This window comes from Streptacidiphilus anmyonensis (genome assembly GCF_000787855.1).
In the GTDB taxonomy this organism is placed as follows: Bacteria; Actinomycetota; Actinomycetes; order Streptomycetales; family Streptomycetaceae; genus Streptacidiphilus; species Streptacidiphilus anmyonensis.
The window spans coordinates 113115-138248 of record NZ_BBPQ01000009.1; the positions used below are offsets into that span (position 1 = coordinate 113115).

Genomic DNA, 25134 nt, shown 5'->3' on the forward strand with positions numbered 1-25134 from the left:
AGCACCCACCCCCGCGGCGAGGGAGTCGGCCTCGATCAACTCGGGCCCTCGCCGCGGCAGCTAAGAAGAAGCAGACCGCTACGCATGATGTCTGCCAGAGTAACCCAGCCGCGACGCAGAGCTAAGCGAAACCCGCCGGTAGTCCGCCTGATGAGACGAGAGGTCTGGACCTCTGACCCTCCGGCTGGACTGGTCGCGGTCAAGAGTCAAGGCCCGAAAGCACTCCTCTTTCGTCGCTCCTCGGAGCACACTGATTACTATGCGCATCATGGTCACCCGCACCGGCGGGTCCGCCACGACGGAGCACTGGGCCCTGCTGGACACCGAGGGTCGCCCGGACGCTCCCCACATCCACGCCCTGGTGCGCGAGGCCCTCGGCGCCTGCGGTCGCAACCCCTCCCTCGGCCTGCCGCACGCCCCGCACTTCGCCTACGCCATCACCGTGGACGGCCGCCCGACCGGCTACTGCGCAGACCCGCAACTCACGTCCTCGCAGCGGTCGTTGATATCACTGGTGCTGCACGGCGGCTGACCCGCGCGGAGGCGGGACCGCGGAGCCACCGGCCCCGCGTTCCGAGGCCAGGCACGACCGGGAACGCGGGGACGGTGTGCTGCGTCAGCCGCGGAGAGGCACCTCCGCGGTGACGGTCAGGGGCAGGTCGGCCACGCTGTGGCCGACCTGGATCCGATAGGAGCCCGGGCGGTCGGTCCAGGCGCCGTCCGTCCAGGTCTGGAAGGCGCGCAGCGGCACCGGGATGCGTGCCTCCGCCGCCTCCCCCGGCTCCGCCGTCACGGCCGCGAAACCGGCGAGCGCGGTGCGCGGCCGAGACGCGTCCGAGCCGGTCGGTCCGTCCGAGCCCTCCGGGGACAAGTAGAGCTGGACGACCTCGCGTCCGGCCCGTGCGCCGGTGTTGCGCAGCCGGACCACCGCCTCCGCGACCGCGGCGTACGGGTCGTCGCCCCCGCCGTCCGCCTGCGCGGGCAGCAGCCGCACGTCGAGGCCCTCGTAGGTCCACGCGGTGTAGCCGAGGCCGTGGCCGAACCAGTAGGCCGGGGCGACGCCGTCCCGGCGCTGCCAGGCGCGGTAACCGACGAAGAGTCCCTCCGCGTAGTCCAGCCGCCCGTCGACCGGCTCGACGTCCCACACCGGGGCGTCGGCCTCCGCGGCGGGCCAGGTGGTGGGCAGACGGCCGCCCGGCTCGCGGACGCCGGTGAGGACGTCGGCCAGCGCCGCGCCCGCCTCCTGCCCGGGGAACCAGGCGAGCAGCACCGCCGCGACCTGCTCCCGCCACGGCATCAGCACCGGCGCGCCCGCGTTGACCACGACCACCGTGCGCGGGTTGGCCGCCGCGATGCGGGCCACGAGCTCGTCCTGACGGCCCGGCAGGGCCAGCGAGGCGCGGTCGACGCCCTCGCTCTCGACCTCCTCCGTGGTGCCCACGACGACCACCGCGACATCGGCGGCGGCCGCCGTCGAGACGGCCTCCTCCAGCATCTCGTCGGCGGTGCCGACGGGCTCGCCGTGGCCGAGGGTGAAGGAGACCAGGCCGAACCCCGCGAAGCCGCCGCTCTCGGGCAGCACGTGCCGCAGCCTCAGCGACACGGGCGCGGCCCCCTCGGCGACCTCCAGCTCGAAGACGCGCTCCGGCGGGTTGAGGAACGCGGCCGCCGGGTCCTCGCCCTCCGGCAGCACCGCGTCGTCGAAGACCACCGCGCCGTCCGCCTCCAGGACGAAGCGGCCGACGCCCCGGATGCCGAGCCGGTGCGTGCCCGCCCGGCCCGGCTCCAGCGTGGCTCCGAGCTCGACCGACGCGAGATCGGCGAAGGAGAGCCCGTGCGGAAGCCGGCCGATCCAGCGCGCCGCTCCGTCGGGCAGCGAGGCCGTGCCGAGCTCCGCGCCGTCACGGCCGAGGAACCGCGCCTCGGTGCGGGCGGCGAGCGGGCGCAGGTGGACGTTCGGGTCCGCGCCGACGGCGTAGGCCACGGCGGTGCCCTGCGGCAGTGCGGACCGCAGGCCCTCCAGCGGGCTGACCACGTGCGTCGGGAAGACCTGCGCGGACCCGCCGCCCCCGATCCGTGCCTCCTGCGCGGCCTGACCGATCACCGCGACCGAGCCGACGGAGTCGGGGAGCGGCAGCACGCCGTCGTTGGCCAGCAGCACCATGCCCGCCGCGGCGACCTCCCGGGCCAACGCCTCGCCGTCGATCGGCGCGGGCAGCTCGGACGACGGGACGGCGGCGGGGGCGCCCTCCAGCAGGCCGACGCGGGCGGCGAGCCGCAGCACCCGGCGGGCCAGCTCGTCCACCGTCTCCTCGGGCACCAGGCCCTCGCGCACCGCGCGGACCAGGTGCTCGCCGTAGACGGTGGCCGGGCCCGGCATCGCCACGTCCAGGCCCGCGAGCGCGTCGCGGACGGTGTCGCGCGCGCCGGTCCAGTCGGAGACGAGCATCCCGTCGAAGCCCCACTCTCCCCGCAGGACGTCGTTGTTCAGCTCCTGGTGCTCGGTCATGAACGTGCCGCCGACCTTGTTGTAGGCGGACATCAGGCCCCACGGCGTGGCCTTGCGCACGATCGCCTCGAACGGCGCCAGGTAGAGCTCGCGCAGGGTCCGGTCGTCGACGCGGACGTCGACGGTGAAACGGTCGGTCTCGGAGTCGTTGGCGACGAAGTGCTTGGGCGTCGTGGCCACGCCGCCGGACTGGACGCCGGACACGAAGGCCGCGCCCAGCTCGCCGGTGAGCAGCGGGTCCTCCGAGTACGCCTCGAAGTGCCGCCCGCCGCGTGGGCTGCGGTGCAGGTTGACCGTCGGCGCCAACACCACGTGCGCGCCCTTGCGACGGGCCTCCTGCGCCAGCAACTGTCCCGTGCGGTGGGCCAGTTCCGGGCTCCAGGCAGCCGCCAGCGCGGTCGGCGAGGGCACCGACACCGACGGGTCGTCCGGCGTCCAGTTCTCGCCGCGCACACCGGCCGGCCCGTCGGACATCACCAGCCGGCCCAGGCCGATGTCCTCGTTGGCGGGCAGCGACCACATGTCCGCGCCCGCGAGCAGGGCGACCTTGGCGGTCAGGTCCAGCTTGCCGAGCGCCGCCTCGACGGTCGCCTCACGCTGCTGATCGGGTGTCATCTCTCGTACATCCTCTCTCACTCCCCCGGTTGCCGCCTTGTTCAACTGTCCGTCAGATCCAGCCGTCGAGCGAGGCCATGAACCCGTCGAAGTCGTCGCGGTGGACGGTGTGCCCCGCGCCCTTCACCACGCGGACCTCGAATCCGCGCTCGCGCAGCGTCTCCTGGTCCGCGGCGGAGAGCAGGAAGCTCGGGTCCGCGACCTGGACGAGGGAGGGGACGACCGGCGCGGCGGGCATCATCGAGTGGCCGCCCGCCTCGCCGAGCATGCCGATGGTGGCTCGGTCCCACACGGCCAGGGTCTCCAGCTCGACCTCGACGTCCTCCGGCGCCCAGCGCGGGTTCATCGCGGCGACGGACTCGCGTGTGGCGTGCTCGGCGAACTGCACGAACATGGCCGGGTCGAAGGCGTCACCCGCGGCGGGGATGTTCCAGCCCGGGTCGGAGTAGACCGCGCGCTTCGGCCGCAGCCGGTCGACGGCCAGGGAGAGGGTGAGACCGCCGAGGGAGTGCCCGATCGCGAGGTCGGCGCCGGCGGGCAGGGTGTCGACGAGGTCCTGCGCGAACAGCTCGGGGCTGTACGCGCCGCGCTCGGACGCGCCGTGGCCGCGCAGGTCGACCGCGATGACGCGGTAGCCGCGGTCCGCCAGCGCCGGGGCGACCAGTCGCCAGGTGCGGGAGTCGGACATGACGCCGTGGACGAGCAGGGCGAGGCGGTCGCCGGAACCCCACTCACGGGTGTTGAGCTTCATGCGGTGCAACTGCCTTTCGAGGATCGAGGATTCGAGGATCCCGAGGTTTTCGGGGATCGGTTCAGCGGACGGAGCGGATGGGTCGGATGGCCAGGGCGCCGAGCACGGCCAGGACGCCGCCGGCGGCGAAGAGCAGGTCGTAGCCGCCGAGGCCGACGAGCATCGAGGCGACGAAGGGCGCCACGATCTGCGGACCTGCGTTGGCGACGTTCAGCACGCCCATGTCGCGGGCGGCGTCCTCGGCCTTCGGCAGGACGAGGGTGACCAGCGCGTTGTCGACGGCGAAGAAGCACCCGAAGGCGAGGCCGTTGACGACGGAGAAGACGACCATCCCGACGAAGGTGGGGCTGCTGATGGGGATCAGCACAGCCAGCCCCGAGGCCGCGGCCGAGATGCCGACGAAGAGCTTGCGCGCGTCGAGCCGGTCCGAGAGCGGGCCGCAGACCGCGATCGAGACGACCATGGCGACGCTGTTGACCGGCGTCAGCACGGCCGCGGCCGCCGTCGCGCTCATGCCGTGCGGCAGGCGGATGTGGTCCTGCAGGACGTAGAGCTGGTAGCCGCTGACGGCGAAGTACCCGAGGACGAGCAGCGCCCGGCCGATGAACGCCCAGCGGAAGTCGTGGGCCCGCAGGCTGTCCGCGAAGGCGCGGACCTGCTCGCCGAGGGTGGCCGGGGCCTTGGGCGGGCGCGGCGTCTCCTTGCCGAGCGCGGTGAACAGCACGGCCGCGACGGCGACGAGCAGCCCGAGCACGAGGTAGCCGGTGGTGAAGTGGCCGGAGAACCCGTTCGCGACCAGGACGCCGAGGATGGAGCCGACCGGCACGCCGAGCCCGACGGCGGCCGAGGCCGCGCCACGGCGTGCGACGGGCACACGGTCCGGGATCACCGAGGTGATCGCCGCCTGGTAGACGTTCATCACGGCCTGGCCGAGGCACCAGGCGAGGGCGACCAGCAGGATCGAGTTCACCGCGCCGAGCAGCAGCATCGCGGGCACGGCGAGCAGACCGCCGCCGAGGATCCACGGGTTGCGCCGCCCGGACCGGTCCGAGAGCGCGCCCGCGACGGGGTTGAAGACGGTGGCGAAGACCGCGCTCACGCCCGCGACCAGACCGAGCATGGCGACCTTGTCGTGCGGGGCGATCTTCTCGATCTGGAGCGGCAGCAGGATGCCGCCGACGCCGACGTAGAGCGCGTACATCGCCGTGTTGCCGGTGAAGAGCAGCGGCAGCAGCCCTCCGGCTCTGGAGGGTCTCGCGTCGGCGCCGGCGTCGGCGCCGGCGTCGGCCCCGGCCCCGGCCCCGGCCCCGGCCCCGGCCTCGGCGTGCTGGGCCGGTGCGTGGACGGGGGTGGGGGTCGTGGGGGTCGGTTCGGAAAGGGCCACGGTGCCCTCCTGGTTCCTGACTCGGAGCTGTGGGTGGGGGTGCCGCGGCCGGTTGAGGGAGTCCGCCGCGGCTGGGGTCTCGCAACCCCGCGCCGCTCCTTGTGAGGCGCTTGCTTACACGTGTCACATGACTCGTGTAAGCACATGTCTAGCATTGGTTTCGGTAAGAGACCAGCCCCTGGGCCCGACGAGTCTGCAAAGATGTGGAACGCCATGAGCGAAACGTCATCATCCGCGCCCACCAGCGCGGACGTCGCCCGCCTCGCGGGCGTCTCCCGGGCCACCGTCTCCTACGTGCTGAACGACACCGCGGGCGGCCGGGTCAGCGAGAAGACCCGGCTGCGCGTGCGCGCCGCCGCCGACCAGCTGGGCTACGTCCCGCATGCCGCCGCGCGCTCGCTGCGCGCCGGCCACACCGGGCTGGTGCTGATGGCCGCGCCGGAGGTCACCCTCGGACGGCTCTTCAACGAGTTCTTCACCGATCTGCGCGCGGGCCTGCGCGACCACGGCTACACCGCCGTCCTCTACGGCACCCGCGCCGACCTCTCCGCCCGCGAGATCGCCCGCGCCTGGGCGGAGCTGCGGCCGACGGCCGTCATCACCGGCGTCACCGACGATCTGACGCCCGAGGGCGTGGAGATCCTCAAGCGCGCGGGCACCCGCGCGGTCCTCGCGCTCACCGAGCGCCCGGTCCCGGGCGCGCACTCGCTGATCCTCGACCAGGGCGGCGTCGGCGCGACGGCAGGCGAGCACCTGGTGGCGCGGGGCCACCGCGCCATCGGCGTCGTCATGCCGACGGACGCCACCCTGCGCCGCTTCAGCGAGCCCAGGCTCGCAGGGCTGCGGGAGGCAGCGGGCCCCGCGGGGGCCCGCGTCGAGCCGCTGGACCTGGACTACACCGAGGAGTCGGCGGCGGCCCTGGCCGGGCGCTGGCCCTCACTCGGTCTGACGGCGCTGTTCTGCTACAACGACGAGTACGCGGCCCTGATCCAGGCGGCGTTCCAGGACGCGGGCATCACCGTCCCGGCGGACGCGGCCCTCGTCGGCGCGGACGACCTCATGCTGGCGCGCGTGCTGCGGCCCAGGCTGACGTCGGTCCACGTCTCGCTGCCCAAGGGGCTCGCGCTGGCGGACCTGATCGACCGCCTGATCCACGAGCCGGACACCCCGCCGGAGACCCACGCGCTGGGCAGCGCGCGGATCGCGGTGCGGGAGAGCAGCTGAGCCCGGAGGGCCGTCAGAAGCCCAGCTTGCGCAGCTGCTTCGGGTCGCGCTGCCAGTCCTTGGCCACCTTCACGTGCAGGTCCAGGAAGACCGGCGTGCCGAGCAGCGCCTCGATCTGCGTGCGCGCGGCGGTGCCGACCGCCTTGAGGCGGGCGCCGCGGGTGCCGATGACGATGGCCTTCTGGCTCTGGCGCTCGATGTAGACGTTCGCGTGGATGTCCAGGAGGGGACGGTCCGCGGGGCGGCCCTCGCGGGGGATCATCTCCTCGACCACGACCGCGAGGGAGTGCGGCAGCTCGTCGCGGACGCCCTCGAGCGCGGCCTCGCGGATCAGCTCCGCGACCATGACCTGCTCGGGCTCGTCGGTCAGGTCCCCGTGCGGGTAGAGGGTGGGGCCCTCCGGCAGCAGCGGGACGAGGAGGTCCACCAGCAGCTCGACCTGGTGACCGTCCTTCGCCGAGACCGGAACGATCTCCGCCCACTCGATGCCGAGCTCGGCGCCCATCCTGGCGACGTCGAGCAGCTGCTCGGCGAGGCGCTTGGAGTCGACCAGGTCCGTCTTGGTGACGATGGCGACCTTGGGGGTGCGCTTGATCCCGGCGATCTCCTTGGCGATGAACTTGTCGCCGGGGCCGATCTTCTGGTCGGCGGGGAGGCAGAAGCCGATGACGTCGACCTCGGCCCAGGTGGCCCGCACGACGTCGTTGAGGCGCTCGCCGAGCAGCGTGCGGGGCTTGTGGAGGCCGGGCGTGTCGACGAGCACGAGCTGCGCGTCGGGGCGGTGCACGATGCCGCGCACGGTGTGCCGGGTGGTCTGCGGGCGGTCGGAGGTGATCGCAACCTTGGTGCCGACGAGCGCGTTGGTGAGCGTGGACTTGCCGGCGTTGGGCCGCCCGACGAAGCAGGCGAAACCCGATCGGTGCTGCTGGGTAGAACTCATATGGCCATTCTCCCCTACGCGGGGAGGGCGCGACGTCAGCGGTGGAGCCGCCGGTCGGTGAGGTCGACCTCGATCGGGTAGGGCAGCTCGGTCTCCAGCTTGCCGCGGTGGATACCGGTCGGGGCGTAGGCGCCGATGGCGTCGTCGAGCTCGAAGGTGTGCACGACCGGATCGGCGCCCTCGCGCTCGACCCGCCAGAAGTAGCGGATTCCGGCGGCCGCGTACTTGCGCGGTTTCACCTCGCGGTCGCGCACGTCGGACTCGGGGGAGACGACCTCGACCGCCAGGTGCACGTCCTCGGGCTGGTAGCTGGTCAGCTCGTCGTCGAACGCCTCCGCGGAGATGACCATCAGGTCGGGCTCCGGCCGATCCCGTTTGCCGAGCGTGACGGTCATCTCCCGGATGACGGTGAGATGGCCCGGGCAGGTGGCCATCAGGCGGAACTCCAGCAGCCGGATGACGCGCATGTGGAAACCGCGCTGCGGACACATGAAGACGAGGCTCCCGTCGAGCAACTCCGTGTGGCGGGGGAGGTCCGGGAGTTGGTCGAGGTGCTCCGCCGTCCAACCGCCCTCGGGCGGGAAGGGCCACGCGGTCTCCGCGCAGGCGGAGTCGTCCCCGCTCGCGGGCGGGTTCGTCGGCGCGACGGTCATCGCTGCTCCCATGCCGCAGGTCCTCGTCGTGCCGTCCAGCGTACCCAGAGGGGTTCGGGGCTAACTCACCCGAACGAGCGAGCGCAGGCTCACTTGCCGCGCTTGAACAGCGCTCCGACGCCACCGATCACGGTGAAAAGGGCGACGATGATCGAGGCGGCGAGCCAGCCCGGGTTGTTGTCCTGCTGCCAGTGCCCCATGCCCATCAGCACGAACAGCACGCCACAGATGAACGCGACGCCCTTCATCACGTCTGCTCCCCCACCGCCGCCCGACACCGCGCGAACACCGACGCCCCGACCATAGTCGGCCTCGGGGCGTTGGCAAGAGAGAAAGGCTCGAGGAACGCCTCAGTTCTCAGTTCACGACGACCCTCAGTTCACGACGACGGTGTCCCGCACGACCGCGTCCGTGCCGGCCAGGTAGACCGGCGTAGCGGCGCCGCCGAGGTCGCGGGCGGCGGCAAGGTCGGGCTCGGCGAGGTGGTTGGCGTCGCTCACGACAGCGGCTGCCTCCAGGCTCTTCGCGCCGCTGGCCACGGCCATGGCGACGGCGGTCTGCAGGGCGCTGAGGTGCAGGGACGGGAGGGAGACGGTCGCCGCGACGTACGTACGCCCGGTCTCGTCGCGCACCGCGGCGCCCTCGGCGACGCCGTTGCGGGCGCGGGCCGACCGGGCCAGGGTGATGATCTTCTTGTCTTCGGCGTCAAGCTCGACGGACTGCTCGCTCATGCCACGAGGATAAGGTCTGTCGCCTCGTCATGATCGGTCGTGTTCAGCGTGTGGTCGCGACGGGTTCCGAGGCGGGACCCTGCCCCGGGAGGGAAAGGGGTCGGCCGGACCTCGGCGCAGGCGCTAGCTTGGCCGCTCATGACGGCTCTTCGTATCGGTGTGATGTACGACCGTTCCTGGGACCCGGCCGGGTTGCCCGCGTTCGCGCGGGAGGTGGAGGCGCTGGGGGTGGACGACCTGTGGGTGGTCGAAGATCTGGGCTGGAACGGCGGGATCTCGGCCGCGGCGGTCGCGCTGGGCGCGACCGAGCGGCTGCGGGTCGGCCTCGGGATCGCCCCCGCGCCGCTGCGCAGCCCCGCGCTGCTGGCGATGGAGATCGCGACACTGGCGCGGGTCTTCCCCGGCCGTCTGGTGGCCGGCGTCGGCCACGGCGTGCGGGAGTGGATGCGGCAGGTCGGCGTCGCCCCTCGGTCGCCGCTGGCGCTGCTGGAGGAGACCCTGGGCGCGGTGCGCGGCCTGCTGCGCGGCGAGCGGGTCACCGTCGACGGGCGGGAACTGCGCATCGACGGTGTGGAGTTGGTCCACCCGCCCGCGAAGGACGCGGTGCCGCAGGTGATCGCGGGTGTCGTCTCGCCCAGGTCGCTGGAGCTGGCGGGCCGCGCCGCCCAGGGGACGCTCGTGGCCGAGGGCCACGGCCCGCAGGACCTCCACACCGCCCGCGCGGCGGCGCAGCGGGGCGGCGCGGGCGCGGACCACACGCTGACGGTGTTCACGTTCCTGGGTGTCGGAGACGCCGCGGCGCCCGCCCTGCGGGAGGCTGTCGCCGGGCACGCGGAGTGGCTCGGTCGCGACACCTCGGAGACGTTCGCGGCCGGCGGCACGGCGCAGGAGGCGGCGGACGCGCTCCGCGCGCTGGGGGCCGCGGGCGCGCAGACGGTCGTGGCCCGCGTCTGCGGCCCCGAACCGCTGGGCCAGCTCCGCGAGGTCCTGACAGCGCTCCGCGGCTGACCCCCGCGGGCGGACGGCTCCCCGATTCCAAGGGGACTCGCCCCCGCCCCGGGTTCCTCTCGTGCCGGGGGTGGGACCCCCATGCGGCGGCGGGGACGACCGGGCAGGGCTGCGCGAGTCGCCGCCACACGACCAAGCCTGCGGCGGCGCGCTCGGATGCCGACCCCCAGGCGCGGACACGTCCCTTACGGCGGCCCGCACCCCTGCCCCAGGCACGTCCCGGTGCCGGGGACGGGGTCACCGCCTGCGAGCGGCGGGGACCACGGGACAGCGCTGAGCCAGTCGGGGCCACGCGACCAAGAGGCTGCGCTCCACGACCAGCCCCGGGCGCGGACACGTCCCCCACGGCGCGACCCTCGCCCCGTCCCGGGCAGTCCTGTGCCGGAGGCCAGGGCCCGTGGCCGTGCGGGTGGGACCCTGCTTGCGGGCGGCCGGGGTCACCCGAGGGCCGGGCGCGTCGCGGCCGGGGCGAGCCGGAGTCGGCGGACCCGCTGACGGCCTCCCCGCACGGCGGCGGAGCCCCGCACCTCCCTACCGGAGGCCGGAGGCCCGAGGGCATCTCCCTGCGGGCCGCCTCGCCCCGCCTGCGGGCGGCGGGACCGTCGGGCGGGGCTGGGCGAGTCGCGGCCACACGATCAGGTCCGCGCCGCCGATCCGCGGCTGCGCAGTGCGCGCGGGCGACTCGGCGTCCCGGACGGGGGCCGCGGGTCGTGCCCGCCCGCGCCGCGGGCCAGCGCGCTCCCCGCCCCCGACCGCGGCGCGGGGGCTCAGGCGCGGGCGAGGCGGCCCATCGCCAGTGCGGCGAGCAGCGCCGCGCCGTCTGCCAGGACGGAGTCGTCGAAGAACGCCTCCGGGCTGTGGTTGTACGGGGCCGTCGCGGGGTCGCGGTCGGGCGGGCACGCGCCGAGGAAGAAGTAGGCCGAGGGGACGCGCTCGCAGACGTAGGAGAAGTCCTCCGCGCCCGCGAGGGGCTGGGGCATGGGGCGGAAGCGCTCCTCGCCGAGGAGTTCGCGGACCGTGCGGGCCGCGAACGCGGCCTCCGTCTCGTCGTTGCGGGTCACCGGGTAGAGGCGCTCGTAGCGGGCCTCGACCTCCAGGCCGTGGGCGGCCGCCACGCCCCGCACGATCCGCAGGGTCTCCTCCTCGGCGCGGTCGCGGGCCTCCGCCGAGAAGGTGCGGATGGTGGCCTCGAAGGCGGCGTCGTCGGGGATGACGTTGTTGATCGTTCCGCCGTGGATGTGACCCACCGTCACCACGACGGGGTCGAAAGCGTCGAAGCGCCGGGTGACCATCGTCTGCAAGGCGATGACCGCCTCGCACAGCGCCGGGACGGGATCGAGGGCGGCGTGCGGGGCGGAGCCGTGGCCGCCGCGGCCGCGCATGGTGACGTGGAGGGTGTCGGCCGCGGCCATCGCCGCGCCGGGGCGGCCGGAGACGACGCCGCCCGGGAGCAGGCCGCTGGTGACGTGGATGCCGTAGGCGGCGACGACCTCGGTACCGGCCGCCTCCAGCAGGCCCTCGTCGATCATGATCTTCGCGCCGCCGCAGCCCTCCTCGCCCGGCTGGAACATGAAGACGACCGAACCCGCCAGCTCCTCCCGACGCTCCACCAGCAACCGAGCCGCACCCACCAACCCCGCCACATGCAGATCATGCCCACAGGCGTGCATCGCCCCCGCCACCCGCGACGCGAACGCCAACCCCGACGTCTCCTGCACCGGCAACGCGTCCATATCACCGCGCAACAGCACCGCAGGACCCGGACGACCACCCCGCAGCACCGCCGTCACACTGCTCAGCTTCTCCCCCACCGAGACCTCAAGCCCCAGCCCCTCCAACGCCGCCAACACCTTCGCCTGCGTCAACGGCAGATCCAGGCCGATCTCCGGCTCCTCGTGCACCGACCGCCGCAAAGCCACCAACTCCGGCAGCAACAACGCGGCGGACTCGGCGAGGGTGGGGGTCATCGGCGTCTCCTCCGGTGGGACGTTCAGGGCGCGCCCATGGTCGTCCCGTCCGGCCCGAGGCCCGACGGCCTGCACGGATCAGCCGCAGCGCGCGGTCTCGCGCACGGATCAGCCGACACGGATCAGCCGGCACGGATCAGCCGGCGACGGGGCGGAGGGTGGAGCGGCGGCCCTCCGGGGAGGCGAGCCACTCCAGCTTGCTCAGGGTGTCCGTCCCGGGGACGGCGTTGTGGAGGACGACGGTGAGGTCGGGCCGGTCCGGGATGCGCAGTTGCGTGCTCTCGAAGCGCAGCTCGCCGAGGAGGGGGTGCTCGACCTGCTTCGAGCGGGTGCCGGGCGGTCTGACGTCGCCGCGCGCCCACAGCTCGGCGAAGAGCTCGTCCGCCGCGCTCAGCTCGTCCACGATCGCCGCGAAGCCCTCGTCGCCGGGGAACTCCGCGGCGGCGGCCCGGTACTCGGCCACGACCAGGGCCGCGTCCTTCTCCCAGCCGCCGTTGCGGCCACGGTAGATGGGGTTGCCGAAGAAGGAGAAGAGGCAGTTGAGGCAGCGCTCGTCGAAGTCGAAGACCGCCGTGGCCGTGGCGTTGTAGGCGACGTTGTTCCAGTAGCGGTCGATGACGTTGGCGGGGAGCGGCAGCCAGGAGTCGATGAGCCGCTGGATCGAGTCGCTGACCGGGGCCTGCTCCTGCGGGACCGCGAGGAGCGGCGGGTTGAGTCCGGCCAGCACGTAGAGGTGGCGGCGCTCGGGCTCGTCCAGCTTCAGCACCCGGGCGACGGAGTCCAGTACCTGGCCGGAGACGGTGATGTCCCGCCCCTGCTCCAGCCACTGGTACCAGCTGACGCCCACTCCCGCGAGCACGGCCACCTCCTCCCGACGCAGTCCCGGCGTCCGCCGCCGCGCCCCGCCGTCCGGCAGCCCCGCCTCGGCCGGGCTGACCCGGGCGCGCCGACCCATCAGGAACTCCCGCAGGTCGGCGCGGCGCCGGACCTCGGCGGTGTTGGTGCGAACGTCCACAGTCCCCCCTGGCTGATGGTGTGCCTCCAGGTTAGCCAAGCGCCGTCGGCGGTCCTCTGAATTCCTGGCCTGGCGCCGACGGGCTGCCGCCCTCCGCTGCGCTTATGTCGCCTTAATAATGCGCAGCATTAGAGTGGGGGCATGGCTCGCACCCCTGCCTCCGGCATCAGCACCCGCGACCGCCTCCTCCGCGTCGCGGAGGAGTTGTTCGCCACCTCCGGCGTCCACGGCGCACAGCTGCGTGAGATCGTCACCCGTGCCGGTCAGGCCAACCCCTCGGCCGTGCAGTACCACTTCGGCTCCCGCGAGGGGCTGCTGGAGGCGCTGATGGCCGAGCGGCAGCAGCGAGTCGAGGCGGCGCTCGCCGCGCTGGGCGTCCGCGTCGAGCAGGCGTCGCTGCCCGAGCTGCTGGACGCGCTGATCACGGCCGAGAGCAGCGAGCTGCGGACCGAGCGCGGCCGCCACTGCCTGCGGATCTCCGCGCAGCTCAGCCACGACAGCGGCGTCCGCTCCCGGCAGCCGCACCCCGGCCTGGCCGGCACGGGCTACTGGCGGCTCATCAGCGCGCTGGAGCGGCCGCTGACCGACCCTCCGCACGCCCTGCCCGAGCCCGTCCGCCTGGAGCGGATCGATCTCGTGCTCAGCCTGATCGGCACCGCTCTGGCCGAGCGGGCCCGCCAACTCACCGCCGGGGAGCCGACCCTGACCACCAACGCGGCCTTCCTGGCCGACCTGGCGGCGATCTCCACGGCGATGCTCACCGCCCCCACCCCCTCGTCCTGACCCCTGAGGAGCAGCACCCCATGACCGACACGACCGCCACGACCGAATCGAGCGCCGCCACGACCGCGGGGGCCGACCTCACCGGCAAGACGGTCCTCGTCACCGGCGCGGCCCGCGGCCTCGGCGCGGAGACGGCCCGTCAGGCCGTCGCCGCCGGAGCGAACGTCGTCCTCACCGACGTCCTCGACGAGGACGGCGCGGCCACCGCCGCGGCGCTCGGCGACCGCGCCCGCTACCTCCACCACGACGTCACCTCCGAGCAGGACTGGGCCGACGTCGTCGCCTTCGCGCAGCGGACCTTCGGCGGCCTGCACGGTCTGGTGAACAACGCGGGCATCGCCACCGGCAGCCTCCTCGCCGACGAGTCCGTCGAGCACTTCCGCCGCGTCGTCGACGTCAACCTCACCGGCGTCTTCATCGGCATGAAGACCGCGATTCCGGCCCTGCGCGCGGCCGGCGGGGGCTCGATCGTCAACATCTCCTCGGCGGCCGGCCTCATGGGCCTGGCGCTGACGGCGGGGTACGGCGCGTCGAAGTGGGGCGTCCGGGGCCTCAGCAAGATCGGCGCGGTGGAGCTCGGCACAGAGCGCATCCGCGTCAACTCCGTCCACCCGGGCATGACCTACACCCCGATGACCGCCGCCACCGGCATCCGGCAGGGCGAGGGCAACTACCCCAACACCCCGATGGGCCGCGTGGGCGAGCCGGCGGAGACAGCCGCCGCCACGGTCTTCCTGCTCTCCGACGCCGCCTCCTACATCACCGGCGCCGAACTCGCCGTCGACGGCGGCTGGACGACGGGCCCGACAGTCAAGTACGTCATGGGCCAGTAGACGTCCGCAGCCTGCCTGGTGGTGGCACCAACAGGATAAGCGCCCTCTCTCCAGGGCGTGTTGATCCGCAGAACCATGATGGTCATGGCGATCGACACCACAGCGGACTCCCGCTCCACCACCAGCGCCCCACTGCCCGCCGACCACGACCCCGGGCGTGGCGAGGGGCTCTCGCTACGGGCCAGGCTGGTCCTCTTCGTGCTCTGTGCCGCCCAGTTCGCGGTGGCCCTGGACTTCTCCATCCTCAACATCGCGCTGCCGTCGCTCGGCGCCTCGCTGCATCTGTCGCAGGCGAACCTGCAGTGGGGCATGACCGCGTTCGCGCTGCCGTCCGGAGGGTTCCTGCTGCTGTTCGGGCGGGTGGCCGACGCGGTGGGGCGCAAGCGGGTGTTCCTCGGCGGGTTGACGTTGTTCACCACCGCGTCCGTGCTGGCCACGCTGGCGTGGTCGCCGGCGAGCTTCCTCGCCGGGCGCGCGCTGCAGGGGCTCGGGGCGGCGGCGATCGTCCCGGCCGGGATGGCGCTGCTGACCACGACCTTCCGGGAGGGCCCGCAGCGCGACCGGGCGCTCGGCATCATGGGCAGCCTGATGGCCGTCGGCTTCACCTGCGGCATGGTCCTCGGCGGCGTGCTGACCCAACTGCTGACCTGGCGTTCGACGATGGCCCTCAACGTGGTGATGGGCGCGGCCGTGCTGCTCGCCGCGCCGCGGCTGCTGCCGGAGTCCCGCAACGAGGTCCGTCCCCGGATGGACATCCCCGGCGCGATCACCGTCACCGGCGGCCTGCTGTCGTTGATCTACGCCCTCTCCACCGCCGCGCAGCGCGGCTTCGGGGACCTGTCGGTCCTCGTCACGCTGGTCGCGGCCGCGGTCCTGCTGACCGCGTTCGTCGCGATCGAGGCCCGCACGGCCGAGCCGCTGGTCTCGCTGCGCATCCTGCGCCGGCCCACCGTCGCCTTCGGCAACCTCGGCGGGCTCACCACCATCGCCACGATGACGGCGGCCGTCTTCCTCGGCACGCTCTACCTCCAGCAGGTCAACCACCTCTCCCCGATCCTGACCGGGCTGGTCTTCGGCGCGCTCGGCGTCAGCTGCGCGGTCACCGGCGCCCTCGCTCCGCGCTGGGTCGCCCGGGTGGGGTCGGCGAAGGTCCTCGCGGGCGGGCTGCTGCTCCAGGCAGTGCTGACCTTCGGCCTCCTCGCCGTCGGCGCGGGCGCCGCCGGGACGTGGATCTTCCTGGTGGTCATCTCCCTGGCCGGGATCGGCCACATGGCGGCGATGGTCTCCTACAACGTCACCGCGACCTCGGGCCTGCCGAACGACGAGCAGGGCCAGGCGACGGGCCTGACCACCACGACCCAGCAGGTCGGCATCACCGTCGGCATCCCGCTGCTGGCCGCGCTGGCCTCCACCCGCGGCGACGTGCTGAGCGGCGTGCGGCTCGGCCTGGCGGCGGACGCCGTCGCGGTGGCGGCGCTGGCCGTCACCGTGGCGCTCGGGCTCGGCACGGCCGCCCGACGCCGTCACTGACCGCGGAACCGCCCCGGCGGGACGCCGACGATCCGCTTGAAATGCCGTCCCAGGTGCGCCTGGTCGTAGAAGCCCGCCGAGGTGGCCGCCTCGGCGGGCGGCAGGCCGTCCAGCAGCAGCGCGCGGGCGCGCTCCACCCGGCGGGCCGTCAGGTACTGGTGTGGGGCCAGCCCGTACGCCGTGCTGAACGCGCGGACGAGGTGGGCCGGGTGGGCGTGCAGGATCTGCGCCGCCTCCTTCAGGGTGACGCCCTGGAGGTCACGCGCGTCCAGAAGGTCCCGGAAGCGGCCGGCCACGTCCCGCCGCTCGGGTGTGGGCTCGAACCGCGCCCGCAGATGCTCCCGCAGGCGCTCGCCGACGAAGGCGAGCCGGCTCTCCGCCTCGAACTCGTCGCCCGGGTGCGCGAGCACCCCGTGCAGTTGGCCGACCCGGCGACGCAGCAGGGGATCGGTGAAGTCGGGGGTGTCCGCCGCCGAGCCGATCAGGGCCGGGTCCAGCACCGAGGTGTCCAGGTACAGCACCCGCTTGCGGAAGCCCTCCGGCGTGGCCGGGGAGCCGTTGTGGGGGACGTGCGGCGGCAGCAGGGAGACGGTCTCGTGCAGGGTGCCGCAGGCGTGGCGGCCCAGGTCGTAGCGGACCGCGCCGGTGTCGACGATCAGCAGCGTCCAGACGTCGTGGACGTGCATCGGGTAGGCGTGCTCGGTGAAGTGCGCGTGGAAGACCTCGGTGACGCCCGGGACCTGTGGGCGCCACGCGGAGACCTCCTCGCGTGCGGCCATGCAAAGAACGTACAAGACCGGAGCGGCGCACGGGCGGCAGTCTCAACCCATGAGCGAGCAAGAGAACACGCCCGTCCGCTTCGACACCAAGATCGCCGTGCTGCTCCGCGAGGACCTGCCGACCTGGCAGCGTCTGAACGTGACCGCGTTCCTGGTCAGCGGCCTCGGCACGGACCTGCCCGAGGTGATCGGGGAGCCCTACGCCGACGCCGACGGCACCGCCTACCTGCGGATGTTCCGCCAACCCGTGCTGGTCTTCGAGGCGTCGAAGGAGACGCTCACCGCCGCGCACGGCCGCGCCCTCGCCCGCGCGCTGCCGCGGGCGGTGTTCACCTCCGACCTGTTCGTCACCGGCAACGACACCGACAACCGCGCGGCGGTCCGCGCCGTGCGCCGGGACGACCTCGACCTGGTGGGTCTGGCCGTGTACGGGCCGCGCAACGTCGTCGACAAGGTGCTCAAGGGCGCGCGGATGCACCCCTGAGACGGCCCCGTCGACCATCCGTCGACCGCCCGTCGACCGCCCGGCTACGCCGACTCGGCGTGCGGCTCCTCGGCGTCGTGCTCCTCGCGGCGGTCGAGGCGCGGGACCGGCGACGCCAGCAGCGTCCCGATCCGGTTGCGGCGGCCCGCCGTGCTCTCCGCGGTGAGGCGGATCGCGGCGATCGGCAGGTCCTCGTCCTCCGGCAGCGGCACCTCCGCGTCGCTGCCCGGGATCGGGACCCGGCCCAGCGCCTTGGCCAGCAGGCCGCCGACGGTGTCGACGTCCTCGTCCTCCAACTCCAGGCCGAAGAGCTCACCCAGCTCCTCCACCGGCAGGCGCGCGGTGATCCGGAAGGAGCCGTCCGGCAGCGGTTCGACGGCCGGGGTCTCCCGGTCGTACTCGTCGGTGATCTCGCCGACGATCTCCTCCAGCACGTCCTCGATCGTCACCAGCCCGGCCGTGCCGCCGTACTCGTCGATGACGACGGCGACGTGGATGCGGTCGCGCTGCATCTCCCGCAGCAGGTCCGCGGCCGGCTTGCTGTCGGGGACGAAGGTCGCGGGCCGCATCACCGAGCCGACCGCCTCGGACTCGGCGTCGCGGTTGGTGTGGGTCCGGCGGACCAGGTCCTTGAGGTACGCGATGCCGACGACGTCGTCCTCGTTCTCGCCGACCACCGGGATACGGGAGAAGCCGGAGCGCAGCGCGAGCGTCAGCGCCTGCCGGATGGTCTTGCCCCGCTCGATCATCACCAGGTCGGTCCGGGGCACCATCACCTCGCGGACGATGGTGTCGCCGAGCTCGAAGACGGAGTGCACCATGCGGCGCTCGTCGTCCTCGATCAGGTCGTCCTTCTCGGCCAGGTCCACCAGGGCGCGCAGCTCCGCCTCCGAGGCGAAGGGGCCCTCGCGGAAGCCCTTGCCGGGGGTGAGCGCGTTGCCGAGCAGGATCAGCAGCCGCGGGACCGGGCCCATGACCCGGGCCAGCGGCAGCAGCAGGTAGGAGGCCGCGGTCGCGGAGTTCAGCGGGTGCTGGCGGCCGATCGTGCGCGGCGAGACGCCGGTGGCGACGAAGGACACCAGCACCATCGCGCCGATGGCGACCAGCACCGCCTGCCAGGTGTGCGGGAAGCCCCGCACGCAGACGACGGCGACCAGCACCGTCGCCGCCATCTCGCAGGTGACGCGGATCAGCGTCGCCAGGTTGAGGTAGCGGATCGGGTCGCTCGCCAGCGCGAGCAGCCGCTCGGCGCCGCGCCTGCCGTTGCGGACCGCCTCCTCGGCGCGGAAGCGCGAGACGCGCGAGATGCCCGCCTCGGCGCAGGCGGCCAGCCACGCGCAGATGACGAGCAGCACCGCCCCGATGAGGAAGGAGGTGCTGAAGCTGGTACTACTGCCGCTCATCTCTGTGGCGTTTTCTCTTCTTCGTCTTCGGCTCGAACGCGCTCAGCGGATGGTGGGTGCCGGGGACGGGCCGGTCTCGCCGCGGGTGGCGCGCCAGTCGTCGAGGATCCGCTTCTGCAGGCCGAACATCTCCCGCTCCTCCTCCGGGTCCTCGTGGTCGTAGCCGAGGACGTGCAGGACGCCGTGGACGGTCAGCAGTTGCAGCTCCGCGTCCATGGAGTGCCCGTTGGCCGCGCCCTGCCGGGCGGCCACCTCCGGGCACAGCACGATGTCGCCGAGGAGGCCCTGCGGCGGCTCCTCGTCCTCCTTGCCGGGCCGCAGCTCGTCCATCGGGAACGACATCACATCCGTGGGACCGGGCTCGTCCATCCACTGCACGTGGAGCGCCGCCATGGCCTCCTCGTCCACGACGATGACGGACAGCTCGGAGAGCGGGTGGATGCGCATCCGGTCCAGCGCGAAACGCGCGACGTCGAGGAGCGCCTCCTCGTCGACGTCCGTACCGGATTCGTTGTTGATGTCGATCGCCATGGCGAGTGCGGTTCTCGGCTTCCTGGTCGGTTGCGTCAGTTGCGGTGGGAGTTCGGCTTCGGCGCGCTGTTCGCGTCGTAGCGGCTGTAGGCGTCGACGATGCGGCCGACCAGCTTGTGGCGGACCACGTCCGCGCTGGTCAGGCGCGAGAAGTGGATGTCGTCCACCCCGGCCAGGATGTCCTGGACCACACGCAGGCCGCTGACCGTGCCGCCGGGCAGGTCGATCTGCGTGATGTCGCCGGTGACCACGATCTTGGAGTTGAAGCCGAGACGGGTCAGGAACATCTTCATCTGCTCGGCGCTGGTGTTCTGCGCCTCGTCGAGGATGATGAACGCGTCGTTGAGGGTGCGCCCGCGCATGTAGGCGAGCGGGGCCACCTCGATCGTCCCGGCGGCCATCAGGCGCGGGATCGAGTCCGGGTCGATCATGTCGTGCAGCGCGTCGTAGAGCGGGCGCAGGTACGGGTCGATCTTCTCGTAGAGCGTGCCGGGCAGGAAGCCGAGCCGCTCGCCGGCCTCGACGGCCGGACGGGTCAGGATGATCCGGTTGACCTGCTTGGCCTGGAGCGCCTGCACCGCCTTGGCCATGGCGAGGTACGTCTTGCCGGTACCGGCCGGGCCGATGCCGAAGACGATGGTGTGGCGGTCGATCGCGTCCACGTAGGTCTGCTGGTTCAGCGTCTTGGGACGGATCGAGCGGCCGCGGTTGGAGAGGATGTTCGCCGTGAAGACGGACGAGGGGCTCTCGTGCGCCTCGGGGCTGTTCGGATCCTCTGCGGCCTTGCGCAGCATCGCGATGGAACGCTCCACGGTGTCCTCGGTCAGCGGCTGCCCGGTGCGGAGCACGAGCAGCATCTCGTCGAACACACGCTGCACCAGCGCGGTCTCGCGCGGCTCACCGGTCGCGGTGACCTCGTTGCCACGGGCGTGGATGTCGACGGAGGGGAAGGCGTTCTCGATCACGCGGAGGAGTGAGTCCCCGGTACCGAGCACCGTCACCATCGGGTGCTTCTCCGGGATGACGATGCGCGCTTGAGTCTGCGACTGGGGCGTCTGAGTCTGCGTTTGAGAGGTCATAGGTCGGCGCTGGGGCCTGCCTCATCCCATTTCTCTGTCGGGTCCATCGGTTCCCACCGATTCGGATAGGAAAAGGGTACGACGGACGATACGGCCGGGGACAACGATGCTGCGCCGGTCAACGGGGATGCGCCAGTGATTTGTTCCGCTGTTCATCTGGGCGGTTCATCGTGCGGCTCGCTCGGCGGTTCGTTCAGCGACGGGCCGGGACGGGGATCCGCATCAGGTCCGCGGCGATCACGATCTCGCCGTCGAAGTGACGGCGGGCCTCGGCGAGGTGGGTCTCCAGGTCCGGGTAGCGCTGCGAGAAGTGCGTCAGCACCAGCGTCCGGACACCGGCCTCGGCCGCGACCCTGGCCGCCTGGGCGGCGGTCAGGTGGCCGTGCTCCTCCGCGAGGTGCTCGTCCGCGTCGAGGAAGGTGGCCTCGATGACCAGCAGGTCCGCGCCCTCGGCGAGGGCGTGCACGCCCGCGCAGAGCCGGGTGTCCATGATGAACGCCGCCCGCTGACCGCGCCGCGTCTCGCTGACGTCGCCGAGGGTGACGTCCCCCAGCCGCCCCTCGCGCTGGAGGCGGCCGACGTCCGGGCCGGAGATGCCGTGCGCCCGCAGCCGCTCCGGCAGGAGCCGGTGCCCGTCGGGTTCCACGAGGCGGTAGCCGTAGGACTCGACGGGGTGCGAGAGGCGTGCCGCCTCGAGCGCGAACGGCGTCCGCTCGCGGCCGGTGGCCTTCAGCGGCCCGCCCTCGCCCGAGACGGGCTCGGGACGCAGCTCGGCGGACTCGTAGAAGGCGCTCGCGTGGCGGAGCCGTTCGAAGAACCGCTCGCCGGAGGCGGGGTAGTGCACGGGCACCGGGTAGGGCACCTTGTCGAGGTTGATGCGCTGGATCACGCCCGGCAGGCCCAGGCAGTGGTCGCCGTGGAAGTGCGTGACGCAGATCCGGGTGATGTCGTGCGCGCTCACCCCGGCGTGCAGCATCTGCCGCTGGGTGCCCTCGCCCGGGTCGAAGAGCAGGCCTTCGCCGTCCCAACGGAGCAGGTAGCCGTTGTGGTTGCGGTGCCGCGTCGGGACCTGGCTGGCCGTGCCGAGCACGACCAGCTCGCGCGCCGACACGCGGGTCAGACCAGCTTCTCGTGCAGCCCGCCCCCGGCGAGCACGTGCACGTGGGCGTGGAAGACGGTCTGGCCCGCGCCGGAACCGGTGTTGAAGATCAGGCGGTACCCGCTGTCGACGACCTTCTCGTCCTCCGCGACCCGCCCGGCCTCGGCGAGGACGGTCCCCGCGAGACCCGGGTCCGCGTCCGCGAGCGAGGCGGCGTCGGGGTAGTGCGCCTTCGGCACGACGAGGACGTGCGTCGGCATCTGCGGGTTGATGTCGCGGAAGGCGAGCGTGTGCTCGGTCTCGCGCACCTTGGTCGAGGGGATGTCCCCGGCCACGATCTTGCAGAACACGCAGTCCGCCTGGGCCTCGCCGGCCATCATTCGCTCCTGAAGTCTGGGGGTCTCACGGGGAATCGTACCGATCGTCGCACTGCCTCAGGGGCGCGGGGAACCACCCTGGGCGGACGGCCCCGCGCGTGCGGCGACTCGCCACCTGGGGTGGCTTGTCGCGCGGTTCCTCGCGCCCCTGAGTGCTGCGACAGAACGTCCGTCGCTACAGCTCGGGGAGCGGGGGCGGGGTCACCGCCGGGCGGTCCTCCAGCGCGGCGAGCGCCAGGCGGACGGCCTCGTCGAGTTGGGGGTCCCGGCCCGCCGCGGCGTCGTGCGGGGCGAGGACGACCTCGACGTCCGGGTCGACGCCGTGGTTCTCCAGGCCCCAGCCGTAGCCGTCCATCCACGTCGCGTAACGCGGTTGGGTGACCCCGGTGCCGTCGACCAGGCTGTAGCGCCCGTCGATGCCGACCACCCCGCCCCAGCTGCGGACGCCGACCACCGGGCCGAGGCGCAGCGCCTGGAACGCCGCCGCCGCGATGTCGCCGTCGGAGCCCGCGAACTCGTCGGTGACGGCGACCAGCGGGCCGCGCGGCGCGTCCATGGGGTAGGTCACGGGGACGCTGTCGCGCGGCAGGTCCCAGCCGACGACGCGGCGGTTCAGCTTCTCGATGACCAGTTGCGAGGTGTGGCCGCCGCGGTTCTCGCGGACGTCCACGACCAGGCCCTCGTTGCGGACCTCGGTCCGCAGATCGCGGTGGAGCTGGGCCCAGCCGTTGCTGACCATGTCCGGCACGTGCAGGTAGCCGAGGCGGCCGCCGGACGCGGTGTGGACGTGGGAGCGGCGGTCGGCGACCCACGCGTGGTAGCGCAGCGGCGCCTCGTCGGCGAGCGGCACCACGACGACGGTGCGCTCCGCGCCGCCGTCCGCCGGGGCGACCCGCAGTTCGACGGGCTTGCCCGCCGTTCCGACGAGCAGCGGCGCGGGGCCGGTGACGGTGTCGACGGGGCGACCGCCGACGGCGAGCAGCGCGTCTCCCGCGCGGACCGCGACGCCGGGCGCGGCCAGCGGCGAGCGCGCGTGCGGATCGGAGGACTCGCCCGGCAGCACGCCTGCCACCCGCCACACGCCGTGCTCGTCGCGGGCGAGGTCCGCGCCGAGGAAGCCCTGGGCACGCGCGGCGCCGGGGCCCGACTCCCGCGGCGAGACGTAGGCGTGCGAGGTGCCGGGCTCGCCCTGGAGCTCCCAGAGCAGGTCGACGAGGTCGCCGTGGCTGCCCAGCCGCTCGACCAGCGGCCGGTAGCGGGCCTGCACCGCGTCCCAGTCGATGCCGCCCAGGTCGGGCCGCCAGAAGTTGTCGCGCATCAGGCGGGCGGTCTCGTCGAACATCTGCCGCCACTCGGCGGCCGGGTCGACGGTCAGCCGGATCCGGGAGAGGTCGACCTCGACGCGGGCGTCGGCGTTGTCGTCCTTGTCGACGCGGCTGTCGGCGGGCAGCACGGTCAGCGACCCGCCGTCGCGGACCACGACGCGGCCGCCGTCGCCGGAGACGGCGTAGCCGTCGAGCGCGTCCACGAGCACGGTCAGCCGACGGGCGGTCAGGTCGTAGTGCTCCAGGGCGCTGCGCTGGGGCTCGGTCTCCGGCGTCGCGCGGCCGTTGCCGAGGTTGCCGACCAGGGGGTGGTGCAGCCAGGCGACGCCGCCCTTGACGGCGTGCAGGCGGCCGTAGCGGCCGGCCGGGACGGGGAAGGCGAGCACCCTGGCTCCCAGGCCCTCGACGTCGACCTCGGTCGTCGGAACCTCGGTGGCCGTCTTCGCGGCAGACCGGGCGTCCGCGGACCGCGCGTCGGCGGACCGGGCGTCGTCGGCCTCGCGGACGGGCCGTCCCTGCGGCAGCGGTCCGAAGGGCGAGAGGGTGTCGGCGGCGAGCGTGAGCAGGTAGGGCCGGGAGGCGGCGGGGAACGACAGGTCGAAGGCGTGCTCGTCGTAGACCGGGTCGAAGTCGCGCGCGGAGAGGAAGGCCAGGTGGCGGCCGTCGGCGGTGAACGCGGGCGACCAGTCGCGGAAGCGGGCCGGGGTCGCCTCGACCACCGCGCCGGTGTCGGTGCGGGCGAGGCGGATCTGACTGGTCGTCTCCTCCGCGCAGTGCGAGTGCGACCAGGCGAGCCAGCGCGAGTCGGGCGAGAAGGCCAGGCCGGTCGCGAAGGCGTGCTCGCTGCGGTCCAGTTCGCGCAGGCCCGCGTCGCCCTCGGGATCGCCCGTCGCCACCAGCAGCACCCGGCCCAGCCGGTCGGCGGCCGCGAGCAGGCGGCCGTCGGGCGAGGCGGCCAGCTCCTCGACGCGTCCCAGGCGGCCGGCCAGCACGCGGCGGCCGTCGGAGAACTCCAGCGCGTCGTCGCCCTCGGCGTCCGTCACCCACGCCGAGGCGCCGTCCGGCAGGGCCACCGGCAGACGGTGCCGCACCCCGGGCGTCGCGGCCAGCTCCCGTACCGGCCCGTCGCGGTGGGTGACGCCGTGCAGGGTGCCGCGCACCTCGACGACGCTGGAGCGGCCGTCCGCGTCGACGGCGACCGCGCCCAGGTGGGACCCGGCCTCGACCGGATGCGGCTGCCGCCCGTTGCGCGGCCCGCCGAGACGGATCTCCAGCCGTCGCGGCGCGGCGCCCTCGGCGAGCGAGTCCAGCAGCCACAGGTCGCCGCCGGCGTGGTAGACGACGCGCGCGCCGTCGGTCGCGGCGTTGCGGGCGTAGAAGTCGTGGCCGCCGTGGGCGCGGAGGTCGGAGCCGTCGGGGAGGCTGGACCACAGGCGTCCCACCCCGTCGTGGTCGGAGAGGAACGCGACGCGCTCCCCCACCCACATCGGCGATTCGAGGTTGCCGTCCACGGCGGCGTGAAGGCGGGTGAACTCGCCGCCCTCGACGCCGATCCAGAGCTTGCCGGCACGCCCGCCGCGGTAGCGCTTCCAGTGCGCGGCCTCGCGCCCGGAGGAGGTCGACAGCAGCACGCCGTCGCCGCCCGGCCGGAGTGCGAGCCGCCCCAGCCGCCCGTACGGCAGCGTGCGGGCGGGGCCGCCGTCCAGGGGCACGGCGTGCGCCCACACGTTCGCCCGGGACCGCCTGCCCTGGGCGCTCGCGGCGACGACCTCGCCGTCGGCGGTCCAGCCCAGCACGGCCGTGTGCGGGTTCCCCCAGTACGTCAGCCGCCGCGCGGGGCCGCCGTCGACCGGCGCCACGTGCACCTCCGGCGCGCCGTCCCTGGTCGACGCCCACGCCAGCAGCGTGCCGTCGGGCGAGAACCGGGGCCCGGCCACCGGCACGTGGTCGGCGCTCACCCGCCAGGCGCGCCCGCCTTCGACGGGCGCGACCCACACGTCGTCCTCGGCGACGAAGGCGACCAGGTCGCCGTGGATGTCGGGGTGCCGGAAGTAGCCGTCGGCACGGGGCGTCTGCTGCTGAGTGTGCGTCTGCGTCTCTGTCACGCGCGCACG

The 25134-nt window shown here is 73.4% G+C and carries 23 protein-coding genes; 7 read left to right on the forward strand and 16 right to left on the reverse strand.

What is annotated here, in order from left to right; translation table 11 throughout:
- Positions 1-268 precede the first annotated feature (268 nt).
- The gene (locus tag TR50_RS12210) at positions 269-532 is read left to right on the forward strand and encodes a protealysin inhibitor emfourin (RefSeq protein ID WP_439654214.1); all 264 of its coding nucleotides are present in this window, start codon (positions 269-271) and stop codon (positions 530-532) included.
- An 84-nt stretch (positions 533-616) separates the two neighbouring features.
- Here the strand turns inward: TR50_RS12210 and TR50_RS12215 are convergent, their stop codons facing one another.
- The 3 genes from TR50_RS12215 to TR50_RS12225 all read right to left on the reverse strand — a co-directional run bounded on the left by TR50_RS12215 (position 617) and on the right by TR50_RS12225 (position 5259).
- Positions 617-3124: a beta-glucosidase gene (locus TR50_RS12215; RefSeq protein WP_042419271.1), complete on the reverse strand. Its 2508-nt coding sequence runs from the start codon at positions 3122-3124 to the stop codon at positions 617-619.
- Positions 3125-3176: 52 nt separating this feature from the next.
- Complete coding sequence (locus TR50_RS12220; RefSeq protein WP_042419274.1) at positions 3177-3875, reverse strand: alpha/beta fold hydrolase; 699 nt, start codon at positions 3873-3875, stop codon at positions 3177-3179.
- Positions 3876-3936: 61 nt separating this feature from the next.
- Positions 3937-5259, reverse strand: a complete 1323-nt coding sequence (locus TR50_RS12225) for an MFS transporter (RefSeq protein ID WP_042419277.1) — start codon at positions 5257-5259, stop codon at positions 3937-3939.
- 213 nt (positions 5260-5472) lie between these two features.
- Here TR50_RS12225 and TR50_RS12230 point away from each other — a divergent pair, with 213 nt between their 5' ends.
- Entirely contained in the window at positions 5473-6483 is a 1011-nt protein-coding gene (locus TR50_RS12230; protein ID WP_042419477.1) for a LacI family DNA-binding transcriptional regulator, read from the forward strand.
- Positions 6484-6496: 13 nt separating this feature from the next.
- Here TR50_RS12230 and era read toward each other — a convergent pair whose 3' ends face one another.
- The 4 genes from era to TR50_RS12245 form a co-directional block, all read right to left on the reverse strand.
- Positions 6497-7423, reverse strand: a complete 927-nt coding sequence (gene era / locus TR50_RS12235; protein WP_042419278.1) for a GTPase Era — start codon at positions 7421-7423, stop codon at positions 6497-6499.
- A gap of 35 nt (positions 7424-7458) precedes the next feature.
- The gene (locus TR50_RS12240) at positions 7459-8088 is read right to left on the reverse strand and encodes a Uma2 family endonuclease (RefSeq protein ID WP_201776818.1); all 630 of its coding nucleotides are present in this window, start codon (positions 8086-8088) and stop codon (positions 7459-7461) included.
- Positions 8089-8165: 77 nt separating this feature from the next.
- A complete protein-coding gene (locus tag TR50_RS46670) occupies positions 8166-8327 on the reverse strand; it encodes a hypothetical protein (RefSeq protein WP_160311108.1) in 162 nt (53 codons plus the stop codon).
- Between the two features lie 123 nt (positions 8328-8450).
- Positions 8451-8807: a cytidine deaminase-like protein gene (locus TR50_RS12245; RefSeq protein ID WP_042419284.1), complete on the reverse strand. Its 357-nt coding sequence runs from the start codon at positions 8805-8807 to the stop codon at positions 8451-8453.
- Between the two features lie 138 nt (positions 8808-8945).
- On the opposite strand from TR50_RS12245, the gene TR50_RS12250 reads away from it, so the two are divergent.
- A complete protein-coding gene (locus tag TR50_RS12250; RefSeq protein ID WP_042419286.1) occupies positions 8946-9815 on the forward strand; it encodes an LLM class flavin-dependent oxidoreductase in 870 nt (289 codons plus the stop codon).
- Between the two features lie 767 nt (positions 9816-10582).
- Here the strand turns inward: TR50_RS12250 and TR50_RS12255 are convergent.
- Together TR50_RS12255 and TR50_RS12260 are read right to left on the reverse strand one after the other, a co-directional pair.
- Positions 10583-11782, reverse strand: a complete 1200-nt coding sequence (locus TR50_RS12255) for a M20 metallopeptidase family protein (RefSeq protein WP_042419289.1) — start codon at positions 11780-11782, stop codon at positions 10583-10585.
- 136 nt (positions 11783-11918) lie between these two features.
- A complete protein-coding gene (locus TR50_RS12260; RefSeq protein WP_042419479.1) occupies positions 11919-12737 on the reverse strand; it encodes a helix-turn-helix transcriptional regulator in 819 nt (272 codons plus the stop codon).
- A gap of 201 nt (positions 12738-12938) precedes the next feature.
- On the opposite strand from TR50_RS12260, the gene TR50_RS12265 reads away from it, so the two are divergent.
- From TR50_RS12265 to TR50_RS12275, 3 genes are all read left to right on the forward strand, one after another.
- On the forward strand, positions 12939-13580 hold the full coding sequence (locus tag TR50_RS12265; protein WP_042419294.1) for a TetR/AcrR family transcriptional regulator: 642 nt from the start codon (positions 12939-12941) through the stop codon (positions 13578-13580).
- A 20-nt stretch (positions 13581-13600) separates the two neighbouring features.
- Positions 13601-14413, forward strand: a complete 813-nt coding sequence (locus TR50_RS12270; RefSeq protein WP_042419297.1) for a glucose 1-dehydrogenase — start codon at positions 13601-13603, stop codon at positions 14411-14413.
- Between the two features lie 84 nt (positions 14414-14497).
- Positions 14498-15943 carry an MFS transporter gene (locus TR50_RS12275; protein WP_084700169.1) on the forward strand — a complete coding sequence of 482 codons (1446 nt, stop codon included), beginning with the start codon at positions 14498-14500 and terminating at the stop codon, positions 15941-15943.
- Here the strand turns inward: TR50_RS12275 and TR50_RS12280 are convergent.
- Positions 15937-16722, reverse strand: a complete 786-nt coding sequence (locus TR50_RS12280) for a helix-turn-helix transcriptional regulator (protein ID WP_042419299.1) — start codon at positions 16720-16722, stop codon at positions 15937-15939. The genes TR50_RS12275 and TR50_RS12280 overlap by 7 nt on opposite strands.
- A 49-nt stretch (positions 16723-16771) precedes the next feature.
- Here TR50_RS12280 and TR50_RS12285 point away from each other — a divergent pair, with 49 nt between their 5' ends.
- Positions 16772-17206, forward strand: a complete 435-nt coding sequence (locus TR50_RS12285) for a DUF2000 domain-containing protein (protein ID WP_042419301.1) — start codon at positions 16772-16774, stop codon at positions 17204-17206.
- A 44-nt stretch (positions 17207-17250) separates the two neighbouring features.
- On the opposite strand, the gene TR50_RS12290 is transcribed toward TR50_RS12285, so the two are convergent.
- The 6 genes from TR50_RS12290 to TR50_RS12315 all read right to left on the reverse strand — a co-directional run bounded on the left by TR50_RS12290 (position 17251) and on the right by TR50_RS12315 (position 25125).
- The gene (locus TR50_RS12290; protein ID WP_042419303.1) at positions 17251-18609 is read right to left on the reverse strand and encodes a hemolysin family protein; all 1359 of its coding nucleotides are present in this window, start codon (positions 18607-18609) and stop codon (positions 17251-17253) included.
- Between the two features lie 42 nt (positions 18610-18651).
- On the reverse strand, positions 18652-19140 hold the full coding sequence (gene ybeY, locus TR50_RS12295; protein WP_042419306.1) for an rRNA maturation RNase YbeY: 489 nt from the start codon (positions 19138-19140) through the stop codon (positions 18652-18654).
- A 35-nt stretch (positions 19141-19175) separates the two neighbouring features.
- Positions 19176-20219 carry a PhoH family protein gene (locus TR50_RS12300; RefSeq protein WP_084700153.1) on the reverse strand — a complete coding sequence of 348 codons (1044 nt, stop codon included), beginning with the start codon at positions 20217-20219 and terminating at the stop codon, positions 19176-19178.
- A 193-nt stretch (positions 20220-20412) separates the two neighbouring features.
- Positions 20413-21330 (reverse strand): ribonuclease Z, encoded by a 918-nt coding sequence (locus TR50_RS12305; RefSeq protein ID WP_042419312.1) that lies wholly within the window; start codon positions 21328-21330, stop codon positions 20413-20415.
- A gap of 5 nt (positions 21331-21335) precedes the next feature.
- Complete coding sequence (locus TR50_RS12310) at positions 21336-21695, reverse strand: histidine triad nucleotide-binding protein (RefSeq protein ID WP_042419313.1); 360 nt, start codon at positions 21693-21695, stop codon at positions 21336-21338.
- Between the two features lie 175 nt (positions 21696-21870).
- Positions 21871-25125: a S41 family peptidase gene (locus TR50_RS12315; RefSeq protein ID WP_500802482.1), complete on the reverse strand. Its 3255-nt coding sequence runs from the start codon at positions 25123-25125 to the stop codon at positions 21871-21873.
- Between the last annotated feature and the right edge of the window lie 9 nt (positions 25126-25134).

Coding starts and splice junctions, on each gene's coding strand:
- TR50_RS12210 (WP_439654214.1), top strand. CDS start 269: ATGGTCACCCGCACCGGCGGGTCCGCCACGACGGAGCACTGGGCCCTG.
- TR50_RS12215 (WP_042419271.1), bottom strand. CDS start 3,124: ATGACACCCGATCAGCAGCGTGAGGCGACCGTCGAGGCGGCGCTCGGC.
- TR50_RS12220 (WP_042419274.1), bottom strand. CDS start 3,875: ATGAAGCTCAACACCCGTGAGTGGGGTTCCGGCGACCGCCTCGCCCTG.
- TR50_RS12230 (WP_042419477.1), top strand. CDS start 5,473: ATGAGCGAAACGTCATCATCCGCGCCCACCAGCGCGGACGTCGCCCGC.
- era (WP_042419278.1), bottom strand. CDS start 7,423: ATGAGTTCTACCCAGCAGCACCGATCGGGTTTCGCCTGCTTCGTCGGG.
- TR50_RS12240 (WP_201776818.1), bottom strand. CDS start 8,088: ATGGGAGCAGCGATGACCGTCGCGCCGACGAACCCGCCCGCGAGCGGG.
- TR50_RS12245 (WP_042419284.1), bottom strand. CDS start 8,807: ATGAGCGAGCAGTCCGTCGAGCTTGACGCCGAAGACAAGAAGATCATC.
- TR50_RS12250 (WP_042419286.1), top strand. CDS start 8,946: ATGACGGCTCTTCGTATCGGTGTGATGTACGACCGTTCCTGGGACCCG.
- TR50_RS12255 (WP_042419289.1), bottom strand. CDS start 11,782: ATGACCCCCACCCTCGCCGAGTCCGCCGCGTTGTTGCTGCCGGAGTTG.
- TR50_RS12260 (WP_042419479.1), bottom strand. CDS start 12,737: ATGGGTCGGCGCGCCCGGGTCAGCCCGGCCGAGGCGGGGCTGCCGGAC.
- TR50_RS12265 (WP_042419294.1), top strand. CDS start 12,939: ATGGCTCGCACCCCTGCCTCCGGCATCAGCACCCGCGACCGCCTCCTC.
- TR50_RS12270 (WP_042419297.1), top strand. CDS start 13,601: ATGACCGACACGACCGCCACGACCGAATCGAGCGCCGCCACGACCGCG.
- TR50_RS12275 (WP_084700169.1), top strand. CDS start 14,498: ATGGCGATCGACACCACAGCGGACTCCCGCTCCACCACCAGCGCCCCA.
- TR50_RS12280 (WP_042419299.1), bottom strand. CDS start 16,722: ATGGCCGCACGCGAGGAGGTCTCCGCGTGGCGCCCACAGGTCCCGGGC.
- TR50_RS12285 (WP_042419301.1), top strand. CDS start 16,772: ATGAGCGAGCAAGAGAACACGCCCGTCCGCTTCGACACCAAGATCGCC.
- TR50_RS12290 (WP_042419303.1), bottom strand. CDS start 18,609: ATGAGCGGCAGTAGTACCAGCTTCAGCACCTCCTTCCTCATCGGGGCG.
- ybeY (WP_042419306.1), bottom strand. CDS start 19,140: ATGGCGATCGACATCAACAACGAATCCGGTACGGACGTCGACGAGGAG.
- TR50_RS12300 (WP_084700153.1), bottom strand. CDS start 20,219: ATGACCTCTCAAACGCAGACTCAGACGCCCCAGTCGCAGACTCAAGCG.
- TR50_RS12310 (WP_042419313.1), bottom strand. CDS start 21,695: ATGGCCGGCGAGGCCCAGGCGGACTGCGTGTTCTGCAAGATCGTGGCC.